Origin of the sequence: Kribbella sp. NPDC048915, assembly GCF_040649595.1 — a bacterium.
Classification (GTDB): Bacteria; Actinomycetota; Actinomycetes; order Propionibacteriales; family Kribbellaceae; genus Kribbella.
Window position 1 is genome coordinate 1 of sequence record NZ_JBEZFT010000047.1, and the last position, 22,395, is coordinate 22,395.

Annotated in this window: 20 protein-coding genes; 6 read left to right on the plus strand and 14 right to left on the minus strand. The window is 69.3% G+C overall.

What is annotated here, in order from left to right; genetic code table 11:
- Together AB0B82_RS22555 and AB0B82_RS22560 are read left to right on the plus strand one after the other, a co-directional pair.
- The coding region (locus tag AB0B82_RS22555) for a flotillin domain-containing protein (RefSeq protein WP_360171714.1) at positions 1-1,060 on the plus strand (1,060 nt) is incomplete at its 5' end.
- A gap of 109 nt (positions 1,061-1,169) precedes the next feature.
- On the plus strand, positions 1,170-1,952 hold the full coding sequence (locus AB0B82_RS22560) for a M23 family metallopeptidase (protein WP_360171717.1): 783 nt from the start codon (positions 1,170-1,172) through the stop codon (positions 1,950-1,952).
- An 84-nt stretch (positions 1,953-2,036) separates the two neighbouring features.
- Here AB0B82_RS22560 and AB0B82_RS22565 read toward each other — a convergent pair whose 3' ends face one another.
- The 8 genes from AB0B82_RS22565 to ffh all read right to left on the minus strand — a co-directional run bounded on the left by AB0B82_RS22565 (position 2,037) and on the right by ffh (position 12,924).
- Positions 2,037-3,017, minus strand: a complete 981-nt coding sequence (locus AB0B82_RS22565) for a S1 family peptidase (protein WP_360171720.1) — start codon at positions 3,015-3,017, stop codon at positions 2,037-2,039.
- Positions 3,018-3,256: 239 nt separating this feature from the next.
- Positions 3,257-3,895: a response regulator transcription factor gene (locus AB0B82_RS22570; protein WP_360171723.1), complete on the minus strand. Its 639-nt coding sequence runs from the start codon at positions 3,893-3,895 to the stop codon at positions 3,257-3,259.
- A complete protein-coding gene (locus AB0B82_RS22575) occupies positions 3,886-5,118 on the minus strand; it encodes a histidine kinase (RefSeq protein ID WP_360171726.1) in 1,233 nt (410 codons plus the stop codon). The genes AB0B82_RS22570 and AB0B82_RS22575 overlap by 10 nt, the downstream gene beginning before the upstream one ends.
- A gap of 61 nt (positions 5,119-5,179) precedes the next feature.
- Positions 5,180-6,502 carry an N-acetylmuramoyl-L-alanine amidase gene (locus tag AB0B82_RS22580; RefSeq protein ID WP_360171729.1) on the minus strand — a complete coding sequence of 441 codons (1,323 nt, stop codon included), beginning with the start codon at positions 6,500-6,502 and terminating at the stop codon, positions 5,180-5,182.
- A 109-nt stretch (positions 6,503-6,611) separates the two neighbouring features.
- Positions 6,612-7,697, minus strand: coding sequence for an amidohydrolase family protein (locus AB0B82_RS22585; protein WP_360171732.1), 1,086 nt, complete (start codon positions 7,695-7,697; stop codon positions 6,612-6,614).
- Positions 7,698-7,721: 24 nt separating this feature from the next.
- Complete coding sequence (locus AB0B82_RS22590) at positions 7,722-8,903, minus strand: lytic transglycosylase domain-containing protein (RefSeq protein ID WP_360171735.1); 1,182 nt, start codon at positions 8,901-8,903, stop codon at positions 7,722-7,724.
- A 792-nt stretch (positions 8,904-9,695) separates the two neighbouring features.
- Complete coding sequence (locus AB0B82_RS22595; protein ID WP_360171738.1) at positions 9,696-11,096, minus strand: lytic murein transglycosylase; 1,401 nt, start codon at positions 11,094-11,096, stop codon at positions 9,696-9,698.
- Between the two features lie 265 nt (positions 11,097-11,361).
- Complete coding sequence (gene ffh / locus AB0B82_RS22600; protein WP_360171741.1) at positions 11,362-12,924, minus strand: signal recognition particle protein; 1,563 nt, start codon at positions 12,922-12,924, stop codon at positions 11,362-11,364.
- A gap of 174 nt (positions 12,925-13,098) precedes the next feature.
- Between ffh and AB0B82_RS22605 the strand changes: the two genes are divergently transcribed.
- From AB0B82_RS22605 to AB0B82_RS22615, 3 genes are all read left to right on the plus strand, one after another.
- Entirely contained in the window at positions 13,099-13,347 is a 249-nt protein-coding gene (locus tag AB0B82_RS22605) for a hypothetical protein (RefSeq protein WP_360171744.1), read from the plus strand.
- A 3-nt stretch (positions 13,348-13,350) separates the two neighbouring features.
- Positions 13,351-13,587: a hypothetical protein gene (locus AB0B82_RS22610; protein ID WP_360171747.1), complete on the plus strand. Its 237-nt coding sequence runs from the start codon at positions 13,351-13,353 to the stop codon at positions 13,585-13,587.
- A gap of 386 nt (positions 13,588-13,973) precedes the next feature.
- The gene (locus AB0B82_RS22615; RefSeq protein ID WP_360171750.1) at positions 13,974-14,759 is read left to right on the plus strand and encodes an arginase family protein; all 786 of its coding nucleotides are present in this window, start codon (positions 13,974-13,976) and stop codon (positions 14,757-14,759) included.
- Here the strand turns inward: AB0B82_RS22615 and AB0B82_RS22620 are convergent.
- From AB0B82_RS22620 to AB0B82_RS22635, 4 genes are read right to left on the minus strand one after another with little or no spacing between them, the layout of a single operon-like run.
- Positions 14,752-15,804: a DUF2332 domain-containing protein gene (locus tag AB0B82_RS22620; protein ID WP_360171753.1), complete on the minus strand. Its 1,053-nt coding sequence runs from the start codon at positions 15,802-15,804 to the stop codon at positions 14,752-14,754. The two genes, AB0B82_RS22615 and AB0B82_RS22620, sit on opposite strands and share 8 nt — an antisense overlap.
- Before the next feature lie 9 nt (positions 15,805-15,813).
- Positions 15,814-18,072: a [protein-PII] uridylyltransferase gene (locus tag AB0B82_RS22625; RefSeq protein WP_360171756.1), complete on the minus strand. Its 2,259-nt coding sequence runs from the start codon at positions 18,070-18,072 to the stop codon at positions 15,814-15,816.
- Complete coding sequence (locus tag AB0B82_RS22630) at positions 18,073-18,411, minus strand: P-II family nitrogen regulator (protein ID WP_131355085.1); 339 nt, start codon at positions 18,409-18,411, stop codon at positions 18,073-18,075.
- Positions 18,408-19,769, minus strand: coding sequence for an ammonium transporter (locus tag AB0B82_RS22635; RefSeq protein ID WP_360171759.1), 1,362 nt, complete (start codon positions 19,767-19,769; stop codon positions 18,408-18,410). Before AB0B82_RS22635 ends, AB0B82_RS22630 begins: the two co-directional genes overlap by 4 nt.
- Before the next feature lie 376 nt (positions 19,770-20,145).
- On the opposite strand from AB0B82_RS22635, the gene AB0B82_RS22640 reads away from it, so the two are divergent.
- Positions 20,146-20,679 (plus strand): TetR/AcrR family transcriptional regulator, encoded by a 534-nt coding sequence (locus tag AB0B82_RS22640; RefSeq protein ID WP_360171762.1) that lies wholly within the window; start codon positions 20,146-20,148, stop codon positions 20,677-20,679.
- A 27-nt stretch (positions 20,680-20,706) separates the two neighbouring features.
- Here AB0B82_RS22640 and AB0B82_RS22645 read toward each other — a convergent pair whose 3' ends face one another.
- Entirely contained in the window at positions 20,707-21,945 is a 1,239-nt protein-coding gene (locus AB0B82_RS22645; RefSeq protein WP_360171765.1) for a hypothetical protein, read from the minus strand.
- Positions 21,942-22,385, minus strand: coding sequence for a sigma factor-like helix-turn-helix DNA-binding protein (locus tag AB0B82_RS22650; RefSeq protein WP_360171768.1), 444 nt, complete (start codon positions 22,383-22,385; stop codon positions 21,942-21,944). Before AB0B82_RS22650 ends, AB0B82_RS22645 begins: the two co-directional genes overlap by 4 nt.
- Positions 22,386-22,395 lie beyond the last annotated feature (10 nt).

Consider the following 22,395-nt stretch of genomic DNA (forward strand, 5'->3'; position numbering starts at 1 on the left):
GGGCGTCACGGCGTACAAGGTCGGTGACGACTACGGCTCGATCGCGAACGCCGCGCGCCGGTTCCTCGAGCAGAGCGACGAGCAGGTGATGGGCACCATCCACGAACTGTTCGCCGGTCACCTGCGCGCGATCGTCGGCTCCACCACGGTCGAGGAGATGCTGCACGACCGGGAGACGCTGACCACGAACATCCGCGGGTCGCTGGCCGGCGACATGGAGAAGCTCGGTCTGGTCGTGGACTCGCTGCAGATTCAGGAGATCGACGACGAGTCCGGCTACATCAAGAACCTGGGCCGTCCGCAGGCCGCCGCGGTCGAGGCCGCGGCCCGGATCGCGCAGGCCGAGCGGGACCGCGAGGCGACCGAGCGCGAGCAAGCCGCCGCCGCGCAGAAGGCCGCGGCCGTTCGGGAGAGCTCGATCGCGCAGGCCGGGTACCAGGCGGAGGTCGACCAGGCGAAGTCGAAGGCGTCGCAGGCCGGTCCGCTGGCCGAGGCGCTGGCCCGCCAGGAGGTTGTGGTCGCCGAGACCGAGACCGCGAAGCTGAACGCGTCGCTGGCCGAGAAGCAACTGGAGTCGACGGTGCTGAAGCCGGCCGACGCCGAGGCGTACCGGCAGCGCACGCTGGCGCAGGCCAGCCGGGACGCGCAGATCGCGGCCGCCGAGGCGAACGCCCGTGAGGTGCAGTTGCGCGGTGAGGCGGAGGCGAAGGCCACCGAGCTGACCGGTAAGGCCGAGGCGTCCGCGGTGCAGGCCAAGGCGATGGCCGAGGCCGCCGGTATCAAGGCGCGGGCCGAGGCGCTGGCCACCAACACCGAAGCCGTTGTCGCGCAGCAGCTGGCCGAGGCGTACCCGCAGATCGTGTCCGCGGCGGCGGGCTCGTTCGAAAAGGTCGGCAACATGGTCGTACTGAACGGCGCCCAGGGCATCGAGGACACCTTGGTGAAGACCATCACCATGGGCGGCTCGGGCTTCGCGCTGGCCAAGCAGCTGATCGACTCACTGACCACCAAGAACGGCGAGACCCCGAAGCTGGAGCCGGTCGCCGACGAGCCGGCCTGAGCCGCGGCCGAGTCCGTCCCCGGCCGCGGTGAAGCCTCGACCGGGGCGGACAATTAACTACAGACGCAAACCGTTGAAGGTTGCTGCTTGACGGCTGACACTGAGCAGCATGCCGCCCAGAAGAATCCTCGCAGTACTCGCCGCGCTCCTGCTCGGCGCCGCCACCCTGGTGGCGGTGCCGACGCAAGCGCAGGCCGCGCCGAACTTCAAGGCCCCGTTCCCGTGTGGCCAACGCTGGACCTACAGCCATCACTCCGCCGAGGTCCGCCGCGCGCTCGACTTCGTCCGCGCCGACGGCGGGACCACGAACGGTACGCCGGTACTCGCTTCCGCTGGTGGTACGGCGTACCGCTTCTCGCAGCCGAGTGGCGCCGGCAACTACATAGCCATCGAGCACGGCGGTGGCTGGAAGACCTACTACTTCCACCTGTCCGCCTACTCCGTCGCCAACGGCCAGCAGGTCTCGCAAGGCCAGCAGATCGGGGTCACCGGCAGCACCGGCAACTCGTCCGGTCCGCACATCCACTACGAGCAGCTGCTCAACGGCGTGGGTCAGAACATCGTCATCAACGGGACCGGGCTGGCCTATCCGGGCTCGTACGGCTCCCACTTCCTCACCAGTGACAACGGCTGCTCCGGGCCGGGCAAGAACTACCTGACCTGGGGCACCGGCGTGCGAGTGCGGGCCGATGCGTACCTCAGCTCGCCGATCGTCACCACGCTGCCCGGGCCGACGTCGGTCTGGGTGCTCTGCCAGAAGCAGGGCGACACCGTGAACGCCGAGGGGTACACCAACAACTGGTGGTCGAAGCTCCGCGACCAGAACGGGTTCATCAGCAACATCTACATCCAGGACCCGAACGCCCAGCTACCCGGCGTACCACTCTGCTAGGTGCCTGTGCTAGGTGACTGTCCTAGGTGCATGTGCCGAACCGGTGTGGGATCCCCTTGCAGGGAGGGGGATCCCACACCTCCGCTATGCGGTGTGCAGTGTGAGGCCGTAGGCCTGCAGGATCTCGTTGACCGGCTGGAACCACGTCTCACCGCCGCTGCTGCAGTTGCCCCAGCCGCCGGACGTCACGCCCTGCGCCTGGTCGCCGGTGATGAACGAGCCGCCGGAGTCACCGCCCTCGGCGCACACGCTGGTCTTGGTGGCGCCGTAGAACAGCTGGCCGTTGCCGTAGTTCACGGTCTCGTTCTTGGCGAGGATCGTGCCGCAGTGCCAGTGCGTCGTCGACCCACTGCGGCAGACCGACGAACCGATCGGCGCCTCCCACGACCCGCGGACGAGCTGGTCACTCACCTGTCCCCAGCCGTACACCACGGGGACGGTCCACCAGCCGTAGCCGGTGGCGACCCAGCCGTAGTCGTTGCCCGGGAAGGACCAGCCACGGAACGAGCCCTGGTCGGAGCCGTCCCAGCCGCGCACGATGCCGTTGCGGCCGCAGTGGCCGGCTGTGACGTACCCGCCGTGGACGGAGAAGCCGATCGAGCAGCGGATGTTGCTGACGTAGTACGGGTCGCCGCCGACCGTACCGGCCGCGAAGGTGCGTGGCGCCTGCGCTGCGACCTCCTTGACCGTCACAGCACCCGCCTTGGAGACGCGGGCGACAAACGCGTCCACAGCCTTGGACCGCTTGCCTGACTGGACGTTGACGACCACGCTGCCCGTGCGGGGATCGGTGGCCCAGCCGCTGACCGCAGCCGGCACCGCCTTGCCCGCCAGCTTGTCGACGGCCGCCTTCCGCTGATCCAGCGCCTTGGCCGACACCGGTACGGCCGCCACGTCCGCACCGGTGGCGCGAACGGCCGCCGCCCGTGTGGACCCGACCACTCCCACCACCAGCTTTCGTGTGGCCGCGTCGTACCAGGCACCGCCGAAGGCGGCACCGGCCGCTTTCTGGGCCGCAGGCAACAACTTCGCCGCCGCGGTCTCCGCTGCCAGGCGGTCCCGCATCTGCTGCTCTGTCAGTCCGAAATCGCGTTGCATGGCAGCCGCTTGGCCGGCGACCGCGAGCGGTTCGGACGCTGCTGTTGCCTGCGTGGCTGCGCTCAAGGGCACGGTCAAGGAAGCCGCCGTGATTACGGCGGCCAATAGGACCTTCATGTGGAACTCTCCTCACCTAGGGGCGGTTCGGTGGATGAGAGCGCTCTCAGATCTTGAGAGTGGACTACGTTGTCAGGCGCGTCAAGGGTTCACAGGCCGAGGTACGCCAGAACGGCGAGGACGCGGCGGTGTCCGGAGTCGGTCGGCGGGAGGTCGAGCTTCTGAAAGACGTTGCCGACATGCTTGTGGACAGCGCCGTCGGAGATGACCAGCTTCTCCCCGATCGCGGTGTTGCCGAGGCCTTCGGCCATCAGGGCGAGGACTTCGCGTTCGCGCGGCGTCAGCCGGTCCAGCGGGCTGCTCCGCTTCACCATCAGTTGGCTGACCACTTCCGGGTCCAGCACGGTCCCGCCGGCCGCGACTCGCCGTACTGCCTCCAGGAATTCGTCGACGCGGGACACCCGGTCCTTCAGCAGGTAGCCGATGCCTTCACTGCCGGCTGCGAGCAGTTCGGCGGCGTAGACCTCCTCGACGTACTGCGAGAACACCAGCACCGGCAGCCCCGGCCGGACGCGACGTGCCTCGATCGCAGCCCGCAGGCCCTCGTCGGTGAAGGTCGGCGGCAACCGGACGTCGACCACCGCGATGTCGACCTGATGCTCGTCGATCGCCTTGGCGAACTCGTCGGCGTCGGTGGCGACCGCGGCGACCTCGAAGCCGGAGTTGCCGAGCAACAGACCGAGGCCCTCGGCAAGGATCGGATTGTCCTCGAGGATGATCACCCGCACGGGAGGCTCACCTCGACAGTCGTCGGCCCGCCGATCGGACTCCGCAGCTCCATCTGACCGTCGATCGCCTGCACCCGGTGCAGCATGCCATGCAGACCACTCCCCCGGCCCAGCAGGTCGGACTGCTCACTCACCTGCGCTCCACCGATGCCGTCGTCGGTAATCGTCAGGTACAGCTCAGCACCACGCCGCTCGAGCTGTAGGTCGACATGTCCCGCCGCACTGTGTTTCGTCACGTTGGTGAGGGACTCCGCCACGACAAAGTAGGCAGCGGCCTCTACCGGAGCTGGTACGTCGCCCAGCTCACCGATACGCAGCTCTACCGGCAGCGGACACCGGGCCGCTAGTGCGGAGACCGCCCCGGCGAGGCCGCGGTCAGCCAGGATCGGCGGGTACATGGTGCGGAGTACGCCGCGTAGCTCGGTCATAGCCTGCTCAGCGCCGTCGCGGGCGTCATCCAGCAGCTTGGCCGCCTTCTCCGGGTCCTCTGCCATCGTCTGCTTGGCGATACCGATCCGCATCGCCAGCGACACCAGCTGGGCCTGCGTGCCGTCGTGCAGGTCCCGCTCGATCCGGCGTAGCTCTGCGCCGTGCGAGTCGACAGCACCCGCCCTGCTCTTGGTGAGCTCCTCCACACGCCGCTCCAGCTTGGCCGTCTCCACCTGCTCAGGGCTCGGTGCGAGGAGGTTGAGCGCGGCCTTGGCGTGGCCGCGCGCCAGTGCAGGCGCGACGCGCCCCAGGAACCAGAGGCCGACGCCGATCTGCAGCGGGCCCAGAGTGAGCGCCTCGACCCAGTTGTCGACGTTGAGGCCCATCAGGCTGAAGTTGCCCGGCGAAAGCCACCACAGCGCGATGCTCACCACCGCCGACGGCACACCGGCCACCGCGATCACTGCGACAAGCAGTTCAGGAATCATCGCCAGTGGCATCAGCAGGACGCGCAGACTGCGTTTGAACGACTTGTCCCGGACCAACGTCGCCACGTCGCCGGGCCGGCGAGGCAGTGCGGGCGGCAGCTCGTCGTCCAGCGAGCGGCCGAGCTGCCACGCCGCCTGGCGCCGCTCGCCGTTGGCGAACCGCACCAGCTCAGCGGTGGCACTCGGGACGATCCAGCCGAACAGCACGGCCAGCGGCATCGCGACCAGCAGCAGGACCGCCCGCAGGTAGCGGAGGAACAGGTAGCCGACGGCCGGACCGCCCCGAGCGAGGATGTTGGTGAGCATGACTCCATCCTGCGGCAACCAGGCCGCCGCAGTCGGTACAGCAGGCTCTACCTTTCGCCCTCTAGCACTCTGGAACGCCAGGGAGCTTCGGGTTGGGATCGTCGATGTAGATGTTGGTCATGTAGCCGCCCTGGTCGCGCAGCTTGGACCACCAGTTGTTCGTGTACCCGCCGGCGGTCACCGTGTCGCCCTGGACCTGGCACTCGACGAAGACCTGGGTCGGGCCGGGCAGCGACGTCACGACCGACGCGGACAGCTTCGGCGCCGAGCGGACGTTCACACCGGAGCCCCAGGTGGTGAAGTTGTACTCCGGCGGGTTCGGGTCGCCGCCGTTCACCAACTGCATGTAGTAGTTCCAGTTCCAGTTCGGACCCGGGTCGGTGTGGTCGTTGCCGGGCATCTCGCTGTGGCCCTTGATGTGGTTGCGGTCCTTCGGGATGCCACGCCGGTCGGCGATGTTGCGGGTCAGTGCGGCCGACGAGCGGTACATCGCGTCGGTGAACCACGACGGCTGGTCGACCCAGCCTTCGTGCTCGATGCCGATCGAGTACGGGTTCGCGCTGCGCGCATGCCAGGCGGTGTCCTTCTCGGCCACCATCTGGGTGATCTGACCGTCGCTGGAACGCACCACGTAGTGCGCGCTGACCTGCGCCGACGGGTTCTTGAACCAGCTGATCGTGCCGGCGTACGAGCCCTGGGTCACGTGGATGACGATCGTGCTGATCGCTTCCGTGCGGCCGACCCGGTAGTTGCTGGTGCTGGCCGCGTTCCAGATCGCGCCGGGGTAGTCGACGGCGGTGGTGCCGAGCGGCGCGGCCTTCTCGTACGCACCGCGGTCCGGCGTCACCGGCTTCGGGGCGGTCGAGACGCCGGCGGTCCGCACTCCCCGCGCGATGATCCGGTACACCTCGTCGGTGTAGAGCCGCGCGGTCGGCGCGTCCGCGGAGTGCGAGTACTTCGCGATCACGCCGTACCACTTGCCCAGATCGTCGCGGTCCTTGAGGCCGGCTTGGTCGGCGTACGCGTCGAGCACGGCGGCGGCGCCGAGGATGTTCGACGGCTGGTCCTTGGACAGCTTCGCGACCGGGAGGCCGGTCAGTTTGCCGGCCTCGGCCAGCGTCTGGTTGACGTTGTTCTGGGCGAGGTGCATGACGCCGTACCCGTTCGCCTGGCTCGGCGTGCCGTTGTGGCCGTCAAGGTGCGTCTCGGCGAAGCCGACGCCGACCAGGACCTCACGCGGTACGTCGTACTGCGTGGACGCCGCGGCGAAGGCCGACGCGAGATCCGTCGTGGGTGGTGGTGCGGCCGCGTCACTCGGCAGCGCGGTCAGCGCGAGTGCGCCGACGGTCAGGACAGCGGGTATCAGGGCGGCGGTTTTACCCATGGGGCGGTTCCTTCCCGTATCCGGTCCGCCGAGGGGCGTCGGCGGTCCCGGAAGCCACGCTAAGGGAAGATCTTCCGTTCAATCCAGTGTTCGAGTGAATTTCTTCCCGTCACCGAGAGAAGACAACCCGTCCACGGAGTGCAATCAGCCGCGGGCGGCTCAGGACCGCCGGGTTGGCGCGCGGGTCCTCGTCGTACACGACCAGGTCGGCCGGATCACCGGGGCGGAGCTCGCTCGGCGCGCCGAGCCACTCCCGGGCGGCCCACGATCCCGCGGCGAGCGCCTGCTCCCCCGACAGACCGATCTCGGTCAGCGCCTGGATCTCCTGCGCCACCAGACCGTGCCCGAGGACGCCGCCCGCGTCGGTGCCCGCATAGATCGGTACGCCGGCCTCGAAGGCGTCGCGCAGACGCTGCAGGCGGCGCTCGTACAGGTCTCGCATGTGCGCCGAGTACACCGGGAACTTGGCCGCGGCCTGGTCGGCGTACTGCGGGAAGTTCTCCAGCTGGATCAGCGTCGGTACGACGGCCACCTGACGTTCCGCCAGCTCGCTGAGCAGATCGGGCTCGATGCCGGTGCCGTGCTCGAGGCAGTCGATGCCCGCGGCGAGCAGATCCAGCAGCGCGTGCTCGCCGAACACGTGTGCGGTCACGCGGGCACCGAGCTCGTGTGCGCGGGCGATCGCGGCGTTCAGCGCGTCGGCCGGCCAGCATGGGGTCAGATCGCCCGCGTCCCGGTCGATCCAGTCGCCGACCAGCTTCACCCAGCCGTCACCACGGCGGGCCTCCTGCTCGACGTACGCGACCAGCTCGTCGGGCTCGATCTCCCAGCCGTAGTTGCGCAGGTACCGCTTCGAGCGGGCCAGATGGCGACCGGCGCGGATGATCTTCGGCAGGTCCTCGCGGTCGTCGATCCAGCGGGTGTCGACCGGTGAACCGGCGTCCCGCACCAGCAGCGCACCGGCCTCGCGGTCGGCGATCGCCTGCTGCTCCTGCGTCTCCTCGTCGACACCACCGTGCTGGTCGAGGCCGATGTGGCAGTGCGCGTCGACCAGGCCGGGCACGATCCAGCCACCGGTGTGCACCGTGGTGACATCGGCAGCGGTGGGCCGGTCGACGACCAGCCCACCGCTGAGATGAAGCTCCTGTTGCTCACCGGCCGGCAACACGGTGCCCACGAGCCTGAGTACCGTCATAGGCCGACCGTATCCGGCGAACGGCTATCCGGGCGACCCGCTCGGTGTACAGGTCGGAGTGGTCGTCTCGTCACCGGCGCACGGCGTCGATGTCGGAGTCTCCGTCGGGGTCTCCGTGGGCGTCGAGGTCGGGGTCTCGCTCGGCGTCGTGGTCGGAGTCTTGGTGGGAGTCTTCGTCGGGGTCTTGGTCGGAGTCTTGGTGGGAGTCTTCGTCGGGGTCTTGGTCGGAGTCCTGGTCGGGGTGTCGGACGGCGTGTCGACCGGATCCGGGATCGACGGCGTGTCCTCCGTGACCGGCGGCACGGTCGGCACGGTCGTCGGAACCGCGGTCGGAGTCGGCGTCGGCGTCGCGGTGTCGTCCGGTACGTCCGGGACCTGGCGCGGATCCGTACGGCGCTCGGCGTTGCCGGTCGTCTTCGCGGAGCTGATGTTGCCCGTCGCGTTCGGCACGAGGACCGCGTTCTTGCTGTAGACGCGCATCCACTTCAGCACGGTGGCCACGAAGTCCTTGGAGTGCTGGTAGCGCAACAGTGCCGAGACCAGGTCGCGCGGCCGGCGCAGGTCGTCGCCCTCGGCGCAGAGGACGACGGCCACCGTGGTGACCGCGTCGTACACGTTGTTCGGGTTGCGGAAACCATCACCGTTTCCGTCGGCCCCGAACTCGTCCCAGACCTGCGGGATGATCTGCATCGGGCCGACAGCGCGGTCCCAGGTCTGGTCCGCGTCGAACTTGCCCTTGTCGGTGTCGGTGATCCGGCCGTTGCCGCGGCGGCCGTTCAGCACCGGGCCGAGGATCCGGCCGCGGGTCGTGCCGGCCACGTCGACGCGGCCGCCGCTGGCATGGTCGGACTCCACCTTGCCGATCCCGGCCAGCAGCGGCCAGGTCAGCCCACAGTTCGGCCGGACGACCGCGAGATTCGCGGTGGCCCGGCGATAGGCGGGGAACACCCCGCGCGGGATGCCGTTCACGGCTCCCGGCCGCCCCGGACGCACGACCGACCGGCCGTCGGTCGCCCCCTGCACGGGGACGTCGTCGCGGGCAGGCTTGTCGGATCCGAGCCGGCCGTCCACGCCGGGGCGCTGCGGCACGATCATCGTCAACTCGTCGAACTCACCGCTGTTCAGCCCGGCGCCGGGAGACGGCGCGACCGGACTCCCCGCCGCGAGCGGACCGGAGGCACCGGCTCCCCCCGAGGCGACAGTCACAATGGCCCCGACCATGAGCGGAGCCGTACACAGTGAAGCGATGATTATTTTGACCCGACGGTTACCACTACGGGTTAGGCGCATAGCCCCTTCAACGAACCAAGCGCCAGAAAGTTACATCAAGACGACGCAAAGTTACCCCGCCCAGAAACCCACGGAAAACCACCACCCAGGTAACGACCACCACTACCTGAACGTCACGACCTACTCAGCTTTCGCCCACTCCCGCACCGCCGCGAGAGCACCCACCGCCCCAACACACGACCCCGCCTTCGGGGCGAGGCGGGTCATCACGAGCGCCGGCGGATCACCTCGCTGACCGCGACGCGCCACGTCCGCGTTCTCCCGCCCACCACGTCGTACAGCCGGACGCCGTCCGCCGTGTAGTAGGGCATCCGCGTCGCGCAGCCTGGCACCACGACACCATGGGTTCACCCACCGTGTTGTGGGTTCCCCACCCTTCACCACGGTCCGGAACCCACAACAGCATGGGTTCACCCACGGTGTTGTGAGTGAACCAACGCACGGAAGTGAGCCGAGCGGCGTCCGGCACTCCCAGGGCGCCCCGACCACCGACGCACTGACCCACTCCCCCGCGTCGCGCTACCGACACCACCACACCGTGGGTTCACCCACCGTGTTGTGGGTTCCCCACCCTTCACCACGGTCCGGAACCCACAACACCATGGGTTCACCCACCGTGTTCTGAGTGAACCAACGCACGGAGGTGAGCCGAGCGGCGGCCCGGGCGGGTGCCGGGTGGGCGGCGTCGCGGCGAAGGAGCGGCGGGGGTCAGCCGGCGTTGGTGGAGCTGGGGACCTGGTCCGGGTTGGCCGAGGTGTCACCGTCCGGGTTGGGGGTGCAGGTCGGGTCCGGGGTCGGCGTCAAGGTCGGGCTGCTGGATGGCGCGGGCGTGGTCGTGGCGGTCGGCTCCGTGCAGTCCGGCTGCTGCGTCGGCTCGCCGGTCGGGTCCCCGGTCGGCGTCGTGCTCGGCGTCTCCGAGGGGGTTTCGGACGGCGTCTCGGAGGGTGTCTCCGAAGGCGTCTCGGACGGCGACTCCGACGGGCTTTGCGAAGGCGTCCCCGGCGAGTTCGTCGAGGTCGGGGTCGACGGCGGCGGGCTCAGCGGAGGCCGGGTGGGCTTGGTCGAGCTGGTCGGCTTGCTCGTGGCGCTCGGGGTCGGGCTGGTCGCCTGGGACGTCGGGACAGACGTCGGCGCGGAGGTCGGCGTGGTCGGCGGAGTGGTCGGCGGAGTGGTCGACGGCGTCGTGGGCGGCGTCGTGGGCGGTGTGGTCGGCGAGTCCGGGTCGTCAGCGTTGCCGCTGTCGTCAGGCGTCTCGATCGTGCCGGGCTTGTCGGGGATGGTGACGGTGTCGTTGCTGTACGTCTGCATCCACCGGAGCACCGTCGAGACGTACTCCATCGAGTGGTTGTAGCGCAGCACCGCCGCGACAAGACCCTCCGGGTCGGAGAGGTTCGCCCCGCCGGAGCACAGGTAGTCCCCCGCCGCCCGCGCCGCATCGAACACGTTGTGCGGGTCCTTCACCCCGTCACCGTTGCCGTCGGCACCGAAAACCTTCCAGGTACCGGGGATGAACTGCATCGGCCCGACGGCGCGGTCCCACGAGGTGTTCCCGTCGTACGCGCCCTGGTCGGTGTCGGCGATCGCCGCCATCCCGGGCCCGCCGTTCAGGACCGGGCCGAGGATCTTGCCGCGGGTGTCGCCGTTCGGGTCGACCTTGCCGCCGCTGGCGTGCGCGGACTCGACCTTGCCGATGCCGGCCAGCAGGGGCCAGGTGATGTGGCAGCCCGGCATCGACAGTGCGAGGTCGCGGGCGGCCTTCTGGTACGCCGCGAGCACCGTCCCCGGGATCCCCGAGGTGTCTCCGAACGCGCCCGGGATGGGCTTCACGGTGCCGTCCGTCGTACCGGTGATCGGCACCTGCACCGAGGACCGTTCCTGCGTCGGGAGGCTGCCGTCGACACCCGGCTGGTTCGGGACGTCGTCGGCCAGCTCGTCGAACACCGCGTCCTGACGCGGCGCGGCCAGCGCGTGCGCGTCCACGACGAACGTGTTCGAGGTGACGCCACCAATCACGAACACGGCGACCATCGCGGCCGGCGGGGCGAGGCACAGACAGGTGGCAGTCAGTTTCCCGCGCCACGTGTCCAAATCCTTGAACTGCTGCCTCATCCGAACCGTCCTCGACGCATTCCGCAGTTGGTGTGCTTCTGGGCGTAGGCACGATCTTAGTCGTCAGGGGGTCGGCGACAACCCGTCCCGGTGCGCCCCCACAGCTGCATCGCACCCACACCACAGCCGTACGGCGGCCTCGCCCGGGCGATGTTTCCGCACCCATCGGCGCCTACCCATCTACCACACACGACATCGCCCGCCCACCGCAACCGGTGGACGGGCGATCCTCGTGCCCTTTCGGGAAAACCTGCGCCGAACGGGGTCAGTTCCCGCCGAGCATCTTCTTCAGGTCGTCGGGCAGCTCGAAGTCGCCGCCGTTCTGGCCGCCGAACGCGGCCGGCAGCTCACCCGGCTGCGGCGCCTGCGGCTGCTGGCTGCCCTGCTGCGCGCGCTTGGCCGGGTTGCCGGAGCCGCGCTTCTTGCCCTTCTTCTGCTGCTTGGCCTTCCGGGCGCCGCCGCCCATCCCGCCCATGCCGGGCATGCCCGGCATCCCGGGCATGTTCGGCAGGCCCTTGCCGGACGCCATCGCGGCCATCATCTTGCGCGCCTCGAAGAACCGCTCGACCAGGCCGCTGACGGTGGACACCTCGGTCCCGGAACCCTTCGCGATCCGGGCCCGGCGGGAGCCGTCGATGATCCGCGGATCGGCCCGCTCGGCCGGCGTCATCGAGTGGATGACGGCCTCGATCCGGTCGATCTCGCGCTCGTCGAAGTTCTCCAGCTGGTCCTTGAACTGGTTCGCGCCGGGCAGCATGCCGAAGATCTTGGTCAGCGGACCCATCTTGCGCACCGACTGCATCTGGGCGAGGAAGTCGTCCAGCGTGAAGTCCTTGCCGCCCTTCTTCGCCAGCTTGGCCGCGGTCTTCGCGGCCGCCTCGGCGTCGAAGGTCTGCTCGGCCTTCTCGATCAGGCTGAGCACGTCGCCCATCCCGAGGATGCGGGACGCCATCCGGTCGGGGTGGAAGACGTCGAAGTCCTCGAGCTTCTCGCCGTTGCTGGCGAACATCACCTGCCGGCCGGTGACGTGGCTGATCGACAGCGCGGCACCACCGCGGGCGTCACCGTCGAGCTTGGACAGTACGACGCCGTCGAAGCCGACACCGTCCAGGAAGGCCTGCGCGGTGGTGACCGCGTCCTGACCGATCATGGCGTCGACGACGAACAGGATCTCATCGGGGTTGACCGCGTCGCGGATGTCCGCGGCCTGCTTCATCAGCTCCTCGTCGACACCCAGCCGGCCGGCGGTGTCGACGATGACCACGCTGTGCTGCTTGCTGCGCGCCTCGTCCATCGCCTTGCGGGCGACCTCGACCGGGTCGCCGACGCCGTTGCCGGGCTCAGGCGCGAACACCGGGACGCCGGCCCGCTCACCGACGACCTGCAGCTGAGTGACCGCGTTCGGCCGCTGGAGGTCGGCGGCGACCAGCATCGGGGTCTGGTGGCGGGTCTCCTTCAGCCACTTGGCGAGCTTGCCGGCCAGGGTGGTCTTACCGGCACCCTGCAGACCGGCGAGCATGATCACGGTCGGCGGGCGCTTCGCCATCCGCAGCTCGCGGGTCTCGCCGCCGAGGATGTTGATCAGTTCCTCGTTGACGATCTTGATGACCTGCTGCGCCGGGTTCAGGCCGCCGCGCACCTCGGCGCCGGCGGCGCGCTCCTTGATCGCCGCGATGAACTCCCGGACGACCGGCAGCGCGACATCGGCCTCCAGCAACGCGATCCGGATCTCCCGGGCGGTCGCGTCGATGTCGGCATCGGTCAGCTTGCCCTTGCCCCGCAGGTTCTTGAACGCGGTGGAGAGCCGATCGGAAAGCGTGTCGAACACGTGGAACAGTCCGTTTCGTCGAAGCGATGAACTCCCCGAGTCTACCGGCCCGTCAACCGTGCTCCGCAGCCGCGGGACCCGAGCGGTGAGCGTGACCGGCCGCGCGATCCGGCGGGACTGCGCCGGTCGCGGGATATCGTGCTGGTGGAGGTACGGAGCAGCGGAGGATGACGGATGGGTGACGGGCAGTCTCCGGAGATGATCGAGGCGTTGCGCGTGCTGGAGTCCGCCGACCTGGAGCGGGGTACCCGGGAGGAGCGACTGGCGGCCTTCGCGCGGGTGCGGAGGGAGATCTGGGCGATCGCGGACCGTGCCGGTTCCGACAGCATCGCGATCCGCGCCCTGACCCGGGGACTGGAGTCGTCGGAGCAACTGCTGGCCGAGGGCGCGCCCTGGGACGACCGGCCGGCAGCCGAGCACTGATCCGTGGCCGACAACGAGGGCATGGTCCTGGTCGATCGGTCGTCGCAGACGTACCAGGAGTTCGCTCGCCTCCATCGGATCGCCCAGGAGCTCCACCCCGGCGGGGGCGATCGCTGGAACGAGCACCTGTACGCCCGTACCGACGACGCTTGGGGCGGTCTGACCCGGGACGGCGCAACGAACTGGCGGACGTCGTTCCGCCCGATCCGGTGCACCAGCAGGCGGCCCGTGCGCACCTGATCAACCAGATGGCGGTTGAGGACCCGGGTCACTGTCGGTGCCGGGCAAGGCGACGCGCTCAGATTTCTGCAGGCTCAGGCGCCGGCCGCGCACGCGACACACCATCGCCCGGAACTCGGCGACGGGGCCCGCGGCGCCGGAACGCCGACAGACCGGGGCACACAACGCAGCACCACCGGCCGCACCACCAGCCCGACTGATCGCGGTCGCTGATCCCTGGGGTTTCGCGGTTGACATCTGTGCGGAACTTCCTCAAGCTAACCGGTAATTGAGTTTGTTCTGGTTAGGAGGCTGGGGTGCGGGTTGTGGTGGACGGGCCGTCGAACTTGGGGTTGCGGCCGCCTGTGCCGGGGGCGGTGCCGGGGTGTTACAAGTTGGCGGGGGCGGTGCGGGACCGGGGATTCCTGGAGCGGATCGGGGCGGTCGACGGTGGGTATGTCACGCCACCGCGGTACGACTGGGCCAGTTGGTCGCCGGGCGACGGTGTGTTCAACGCCGCGGCGATGGCGAAGTACTCGGTGCAACTCGCAGACCGTCTGACCGGTTTCATCGAGCGGGGTGACTTCGTCGTACTGCTCGGTGGCGAGTGCAGCAACCTGCTGGGGCCCGCTCTCGCGCTGAAGCGGCTCGGACGGTACGGCGTGGTGTACATCGACGGGCACTCCGACTTCCGGACCGTCGACAACTCGCCGTACGTCGGCGCGGCCGGTGGCGAGGCGCTGGCGCTGGTGACAGGACGCGGTCAGCCCGACCTGACAGATCTCGAAGGACGCGGACCGTACACGCTGGACAGCGACGCCGTACTGCTCGGCATCCGGGCGGACGACGACTACCTCGGCGACGTTGAGAAGGCGGGCATCCCGGTGTGGCCGGCTGCGAAGATCGCCGAGGACCCGGCTGGGGCCGCGGACGGCACGCTGGAGCACCTGGACCACCTGGACGGGTTCTGGGTGCACCTGGACGTGGACATCCTGGACGCCGCGATCATGCCGGCTGTGGACAGCCCGGATCCGGGCGGCATCGACCACGACCAGCTGCGTGCACTGCTGCGCCCACTGCTCGCCGCACCGAAGTGCGCCGGCATCAACATCGGCATCTTCGATCCCGACCTGGACCCGGACGGCCGCTACGCCACCGAGCTCACCGACACGCTCGTCGCAGCACTCAATTGACGTGCCACTGCAGATCCTGGCCGTGCGGCGCCGCAGCACCTAGTACTCGACGCGTGCCTCCCGGCCAGACCTGCAGGTCCACGCGGTACACGTAACCGTCCGAGCCGTGCTCGTGTGTCAGCACCCGGTGTGGCTCCAGGCTGAGGTGTGCGAGCGGCGACGACTCGGTCGCCTGCGCGCCCAGCTCCGTCAACCGGGCCTCGATCGCAGACCTGTCGACGCGGCGCAGGTACTGCCACATGATCGAGTGCCACACGACGGTGACGTGTCCGGGCGAGAGCTCGAGCCCACGCAGGAAGGAGACCGCGTCCTCCCGCCGTACGTCGGCAGGCACCTGGCGCGCGACCTCCAGCGCACCACGCAAGCGCGCCAGCCGGTCAGGCATATCGGGCCAGACGTACGACGTCAGTGTGAGCGCACCGTCTGGCGTCAGCGGGTCGACCGGCGCGATGTCACAGCCGACCCGCTCCGCGATCCGCAGGTCTACCGAAGGCACCTGGCCCGACCAGGCCGGATCGAAAACGACCGGACTGTCGGCGAGACCGTACGACCTGCCGTCGGCGACGTACCGGTACCGATCGGCCCGCAGATTCAGCCCACCGCTCGCCCCGATCTCGTAGACGCGCACCGGCAACGGCACTGCGGCGACCAGTTGCAGCAGACCGCCGTACAGCGCGGCCGAACGACCCACCTCGTTTGTCTGAGGCGGCTGCGTCAACAGCGACCGCACCTCCCCCAGCCGCGACCGTAGTACCTGCTCGAAGGCCTCCCAGCCGAGCACCGGATCCCACGTCCCACCGACACTCGGGTAGAACGCCGCGAGCTCCGGCGCCGCACCGGACAGCACCAGGCCGTGTACGGCGGCCAGCAATCGCAGCCCGATCGCGTCACCGAACGAACGGCCCTCGTACTCGGACAGCAGCTCGGCCGACGCGCCACCGACCTCGTAGTCGTCCACGAGCAGGCGCAGCAGCTCGGCGTACATCGGGGACCCCAGGTCCTCACAGGCGGTCGCTTGTCGCTGCAGTGCCTCTACGACGTCCACGAAGGGAGCCTAGAAGCTCAAGCGATCCAGTATCGACTTGGCCGTGGTCCGAGCGTCCTCGGGCTCCAACGGTGCACCGTGGCGATCAGTCAGGTAGAAGACGTCCACGCACTCGGCGCCGAGCGTGCTGACGTGAGCTGAGCGGATGTCTGCGCCGGTCGCGGCAATCGCCGCTGTGACGTCGTACAGCAGTCCAGGACGGTCATGCGCGCGTACCTGCACCACTGTGGCCGTTTCTGAGGCGTCCGGCAGCAGGTCCACGCGACTGGCCACACGAGACCGCGACGAATCACGTGCAGCCAGCCGTCGCACGACGTCGGTGGAGTCACGCAGCGCCACAGCGAGCCGGTCCCGCAACCGCACCGGGTCCGGAGGCGAGCCAGCCACGGTCCACTGCGAGATGCCGAGCCCGTCGACGGACGTGATCACAGCGGACCGGACGGCCAACCGCTCCACAGCGAGCACTGCGGCCACCGTCGACAGCGTCCCGACCTGGTCGGGTACGGCGACGTTGATGCGCAGGTCTCCGTGGTGATCGGTCACGGTGACGCCCAGCCGCCCCACACCGACCGCCTGGTGCAGCACCGGCACCGGAACGGGTGGCGTGTCGGCCCACATGCTTTCGCCACCGCCGGCCAGCTCACTGCGCACGCGCCGACACAGCTCACCGACCAGTCGCATGCGCCACGGCGACGACGCGGCCGGACCGGCTGCGCGCGCGTCGGCGTACGTCAGGGCCTCCAGCAGGTCCAGTGTCTCGGTGTCGCGCACAATGCCGGCCACCATCTCGACCGTCATCGGGTCCTCGAGATCACGTCGCGTCGCGACTTGGGACAGCATGAGGTGCTGCCGGACCAGCAGGGTGATGGTGTCGGCATCAGCCTCACCGAACCCGAGCCGCCTGGCGACGCGGGCAGCGATACCCGCACCGGTGACGCTGTGGTCGCCGTCGAGCGCCTTGCCCAGGTCGTGCAGTAGTGCGGCCACCAGCAGCAGGTCAGGACGCCGCACGTCGCGGACCATGCTGGAGGCCTCGACACACGTCTCCAGCAAGTGCCTGTCGACCGTGTATCGGTGGATCGCCGACTGCGGCGGACGGAACCGTACTGCGTCCCACTCGGGCAGGAGCCGCGAGATGTAGCCGGCCTGGTCCAGCGCCTCCCACACCTCCAGCAGCCCCTGGCCGGCGCCGAGCAGAGCGCACAGCAGACGCTGCGCCTCCCCTGGCCAAGGCTCCGGCAGGTCCGCGGCCGACGCTGCCAGCCGCGCACAGACAGCAGGAGACAGCACGAGCTCACGGTCCGCCGCGACCGCAGCTGCACGCAGACCGAGTACGGGGTCCCGCTCCGGGCGTGCGTCCGGCATCAGGACGACTTCACCCTCGTGCTGCCCCACACCCTCGTCCAGCGCGAGCAGCAACGGCCCGCCGCTACGGTGCCGACGGCGGGACCGCGGCGGCTTGGTCATCAGGCTCTCGACGCGCCGCCACGACACGTCGCACACGTGCGCCAGCGTCCGTCCTGTCGCGTACACATGTCGCAGCAGCTCGTCCCGGCCGGCCAGGCCGAGCCCGGCGGCCACCTCCCCGGCCAGGTCGGCGACCAGGCGGTCCGTCGCGCGACCGGCCACGTCATGCAGTACGTCGCGGATCTCGAGCAGATCGCGCCGCGCCCGCTCCACCACTGGATGCGGTACGTCGACGAGCCACGAGGCCACGAGCGCACGCAGTACGACGGCGTCGCGCAGACCGCCGTACGCCTCCTTGAGGTCGGGCTCTGCGAGGTGGGCGAGCTCTCCGACCGTGGACGCCCGTTCGCGGCACGCCTGCGCCAGTCCGGGCAGCCGGGACTTCGTAGTACGTCGCCAGTCGGCCATCAGCACCGAGCGCAGCTGCAGCGTCAGGTGCGTGTCCCCCGCGACGTGCCGTGCGTCCAGCAGGCCCAAGGCCACACGATCGTCGGCCGCGGCCGCCTCCCGCGCCTGGGCCAGTGTGCGGACGCTGTGGTCCAGCTTGGTCCTGGAGTCCCACAGCGGGTACCAGATCTGTGCGGCCAGCTCGTCGATGCGCGGATACCCCTCGGCGTGCACAAGCATCACGTCGAGGTCGCTGTACGGCGACAGCTCCTCCCGCCCGTAGCCGCCGACCGCGACCAGCGCGACGCCCTCGGTGGGCACACCGAGGGCGTCGCAGGCCTTTGCCAGCAGCAGCTGCAGCAGCGCGTCCGCCTCTTCGGCACGGGCGCGCCGCTGCTCTGCCCGATCCAGCATCTAGAGTGCGTCTCCGTCCAGTTCACCGGTCCGGACCCGGACGATCGTCTCCACCGGGGTGACCCAGACCTTGCCGTCACCGATCTTGCCGGTCTGCGCGGCCTTCACGATCACGTCGACCACGTCGGAGCTGTCACCGTCCTCGACGACCACCTCGAGCCGCACCTTCGGCACCAGGTCCACCTCGTACTCGGCGCCACGGTAGACCTCGGTGTGGCCCTTCTGCCGGCCGTAGCCGCTCGCCTCGGTGACCGTCATGCCGGTGACGCCGAACGTCTCCAGCGCGGCCCGGACGTCCTCCAGCTTGTGCGGCTTGACCACCGCGGTGATCAGCTTCATGCCTTGACACCTTCCTTCTCGGAAGCCTCGGTGGACCCATTGTCGGTGCCGGCACCGACGGTCGCGGCAGCAGGGGCCGGACGGCCCAGCGCACCGCGCAGACCGGCCGCACTGAGGTAGTCGTACGCCGTCTCGGCGTGCTCGACCTGATCGACACCGGCGACCTCGTCGTCCTCCTTGAGCCGGAAGCCGATGGTCTTGTCGATCACCTTGCCGAGGATGAACGCGATACCGAACGAGTAGATCGCGACGACCACGTTCGCCAGTGCCTGCTTGCCGAGCTGCGAGACACCGCCGCCGTAGAACAGACCGTCGACCGCGGACGGCGCGGCCGCCGAACCGAACAGACCGATCGCGAGCGAACCGAACAGACCGCCGACGAAGTGCACGCCGACGACGTCGAGCGAGTCGTCGTAGCCCAGCTTGTACTTCAGCGACACCGCGAAGGCGCAGATCGCACCGGCGAGCAGACCGACCGCGATCGCGCCGACCGGGGTGACCGCACCACAGGACGGGGTGATCGCGACCAGACCGGCGACGGCACCGGACGCCAGACCCAGCGTGGTGGCCTTGCCGTGCGTGAGCCGCTCCACGATCAGCCAGCCGATCACCGCGGCAGCAGTGGCGACCTGCGTGTTCACGAAGGTGATCGCGGCGGTGGTACCGGCGCTCAGGGCGGAGCCGGCGTTGAAGCCGAACCAGCCGAACCACAGCATGCCGGCGCCGAGCAGCACCAGCGGCAGGCTGTGCGGACGCATCGGGTCCTTCTTCCAGCCGATCCGCTTGCCCAGCACGATCGCCAGCGCCAGCGCCGCAGCACCGGCGTTCAGGTGCACCGCCGTACCGCCGGCGAAGTCGACCGCTCCGAGCTTGTCACCGATCCAGCCGCCGTTGCCCTCGTCCAGGAACCAGACCGAGTGCGCGACCGGGAAGTACACCAGCAGCGTCCAGCCGACCACGAACACGATCCAGCCGCGGAACGTCGCCCGGTCGGCGATCGCACCCGAGATCAGCGCCGGGGTGATGATCGCGAACATCATCTGGAACGCCACGAAGGCGAGCGTGGGCGTCGTACCGCTCACCGCCTCCGGCACCAGCAGACCCTTCAGGCCGACCTCGGAGAAGTTTCCGATCACGTGGCCGGTGTCGCCGCCGAAGGTCAGCGAGTAGCCGACCACCACCCAGAGGATGGTGACGACGGCGATGGTGATGAAACTCATCATCATCATGTTCAGCACGCTCTTCACGCGCACCATGCCGCCGTAGAAGAAAGCCAGGCCAGGGGTCATCAGCATCACCAGGGCGGCACTGGCAAGCACCCAGGCGGTATCGCCGGCGTTGATCTCCATCAACGTCATCCCTTCCATCGAACCGGGGGGTGGCCTGCGTCCTCAGTCGGGAGGTCTCCACAACGCCGGGGAGCCCGCCGCTCGGCCACACCGCACACGGTGTCGGCGCGCCGTTTCAGCCGATCGGTCCGTTTGTTTCAGGCATGTGACAAAGCACGTTCCCAGGTGACATCGAGGTGACATCGGCCACGGCGGGCCGGACCGGGGACGCTCGGATGCCCTCCGCAGCGGAGTGTGGCACTCTGGCCTGGACCACACGGGCCGCAGCCGCGCCACTGCCCCCGTCCGAGCTGGGGACGACGAAATGGAGCCGAACTACGGGGTGAGACCGCGCCGTGGCAGACCACGGGACCCGGAAGCGGAACCGAGAATCCGCAGGTACGCCGTGCAACTGCTGCTGGAGCGGGGATTCGACGGAATGACGGTGGACGACGTCGCGGAAGCCGCGGGAGTCGGCAAGGCAACGATCTACCGCCGGTGGGCCAGCAAGGAACTACTCGCCAACGACGCCATGGCGGAACTGTTCGATCTGGAGATCCCGGATCCGGACAACGGTTCGATCGCCGAGGACCTGCGCCAGGTCTATCGGGTCGGGCTGGCGTTCGCGAACAGTGACTACGGCCGGGCCATGATTCGCCTGGCGGTGTCGGAGGCGAACCGCGACGAACGCTCGGCGGCGATCTATCGCGGGGTGCTGGAACGCCGGATCGAGATGACCAGACGGGCTCTGGAGCGCGCCAGGGCCCGGGGCGAACCGATCAAGAGCACCGCGGACCCGGTGCTGATGGTCGAGTGGATGGCCGGGGTGTTCGTGATCCGGGCACTGACCGGGCAGCCGATGCCGCCGGCCGAAGACGCCGACCGGCTGGCCGAGTTCACCTTGCAGGCGATTCTCGAACCACCGCAGGAAGCGCAGTAAACGCAACAACCGCAGTGCAGAAGGTGGTCAGGGGCGCAGTCCGGGCCCCAGAGCAACCTGGTCGACGCGCAACTCGGTGACGCGCCGCACCCGGCCACTGTCGAGGTTCCAGGCCAAGACCCAGCCGTGGACCCGGAACAAGACGTTGCTGTCGTCGTACCAGCCAAGGACGACGCAGCAGCCGACCTCACGCACGAACGGCACATCCCCCGCGCCCTCCCGGGCCGGGGGATTGTCCTGTGGCTCGCCGAGCACCAACAGCCGGCTCGGCACCGTCCGCAGCGTGGCCATCGCCGCCAGCACCTGCGGCTGGGACACCCGGGTCGGTACCTGCGGCAGGTCCTCGGCGACGAAGATCCGGGCCGCACCGAACAGCGACGCGAACGTCTGCCCCTGCCACGACCGGATCGGCAGGGTGAGCGGGGTGTCCTCGATCCAGCGGCCGTTGAACTGGTACCGCATCACCGATCCGGTCTGCAGGCTGTACGGCGACGTGGCCTCGTTCGGATCGCCTGGCGCCGACACCTGGACCACCGCCCGCTCGTCCTGGTTCCCTTCACCGACGAGCACCTGGTACGCCGCGTTCGGTCCGCTGACCAGTACGCGCCGGCCGTCGGCCACCCAGGACACGCTGCTGTAATCCCCGTCGGGCAACGGGAAGCGTGAGACCTGGGCGCTCAACGTGTTGACCGTGACCACGCCGCCCCGCTGCGGGAACGCGACGACCCGGCCGTCGGGCGCGATCGATCCCGCGCTGAACGGCGCCGTACCGCCGACCGGGCCGAGTGCGACGTCGGCCCGGACCCAGGTGCCGTCCGAGTCGAGGATCAGTGGCGTGTAGCGCTCGCCGTCGCTCACCAGCGTCACGGCCGCGACGTTCTCGACCGGGTGCTCCTCCAGCCGGCGTACCTTCTCCGGCAGGTCGAGCCTGTCGCCCAGTGGAGTCCGGAGCCGGTCGAGGAACCGCTCGCTACCAGGCGGTGGCGCGACCCAGTAGTCGATCCCGTTGATCTTTCCCACCGGTTCGACATAGCCGGGCGGGTTGGTGGGCGGCGTGATGTTGTCGCCACCGGACGACGATCCCCACTCGATCAGCAGCGACGCCACGACGGCCAGGGCGAGTACGGCGACCACGCCGATCGCCACCGTACGACGCCGGCGCCGGCGGACGACCCGCCCAGCAGCCCAGGCCGCGTCGGCCAGCTCGGGCTCCGGTATTGGATCAGCTGCCTGGAGGAGCAGCGGCCGGACGTCCTCGCGTCTCATCGGGCATCACGCCACTGGCCGGCACCCAGTGCGGTACGGAACGCGCCGAACGCGCTCATGCCGTGGGTGTGTACGGCGGTCTGCGAAATGCCGAGCACGTCGGACACCTCGAACTCGGTCAGCTCCTCGAAGTGCAGCAACACGAACACAGTGCGCTGTGCGGGCGTCAGCTCGGCCAGAGCGTGCTTCACCGGGTCGTCCTCGTCCGCGAACGGTTTCGCCCGGCTCCATGGCCGCAACGCCGGCTGGAACAGCATGCGCTGGACGAAGGCGTCCGGATCGTCCACCCTCGGCCAGCGCACGGACAGGTGCGTGAAGGCGTGCAGAAGCAGCTGTTCCGCTCGGTGCACGTCGCCGTACACGAGGTACGCCGTACGGAGCCATCTGCCCTGCCGCGCATCGACGAACGAGGCGAAGTCCGGGTCGACCGTTTCGCGCATCCACCCTCCC

Excerpts from the sequence above, each read along its gene's own strand:
- AB0B82_RS22650 (WP_360171768.1), bottom strand. The coding sequence starts at position 22,385 with ATGCGCGAAACGGTCGACCCGGACTTCGCCTCGTTCGTCGATGCGCGG.
- AB0B82_RS22565 (WP_360171720.1), bottom strand. The coding sequence starts at position 3,017 with ATGCGGGACCGCCTGGCAGCGGAGACCGCGGCGGCGAAGTTGTTGCCT.
- AB0B82_RS22630 (WP_131355085.1), bottom strand. The coding sequence starts at position 18,411 with ATGAAGCTGATCACCGCGGTGGTCAAGCCGCACAAGCTGGAGGACGTC.
- AB0B82_RS22575 (WP_360171726.1), bottom strand. The coding sequence starts at position 5,118 with ATGCTCACCAACATCCTCGCTCGGGGCGGTCCGGCCGTCGGCTACCTG.
- AB0B82_RS22645 (WP_360171765.1), bottom strand. The coding sequence starts at position 21,945 with ATGAGACGCGAGGACGTCCGGCCGCTGCTCCTCCAGGCAGCTGATCCA.
- AB0B82_RS22560 (WP_360171717.1), top strand. The coding sequence starts at position 1,170 with ATGCCGCCCAGAAGAATCCTCGCAGTACTCGCCGCGCTCCTGCTCGGC.
- AB0B82_RS22580 (WP_360171729.1), bottom strand. The coding sequence starts at position 6,502 with ATGGGTAAAACCGCCGCCCTGATACCCGCTGTCCTGACCGTCGGCGCA.
- AB0B82_RS22595 (WP_360171738.1), bottom strand. The coding sequence starts at position 11,096 with ATGAGGCAGCAGTTCAAGGATTTGGACACGTGGCGCGGGAAACTGACT.
- AB0B82_RS22585 (WP_360171732.1), bottom strand. The coding sequence starts at position 7,697 with ATGACGGTACTCAGGCTCGTGGGCACCGTGTTGCCGGCCGGTGAGCAA.
- AB0B82_RS22635 (WP_360171759.1), bottom strand. The coding sequence starts at position 19,769 with ATGACGTTGATGGAGATCAACGCCGGCGATACCGCCTGGGTGCTTGCC.
- AB0B82_RS22625 (WP_360171756.1), bottom strand. The coding sequence starts at position 18,072 with ATGCTGGATCGGGCAGAGCAGCGGCGCGCCCGTGCCGAAGAGGCGGAC.
- AB0B82_RS22605 (WP_360171744.1), top strand. The coding sequence starts at position 13,099 with ATGGGTGACGGGCAGTCTCCGGAGATGATCGAGGCGTTGCGCGTGCTG.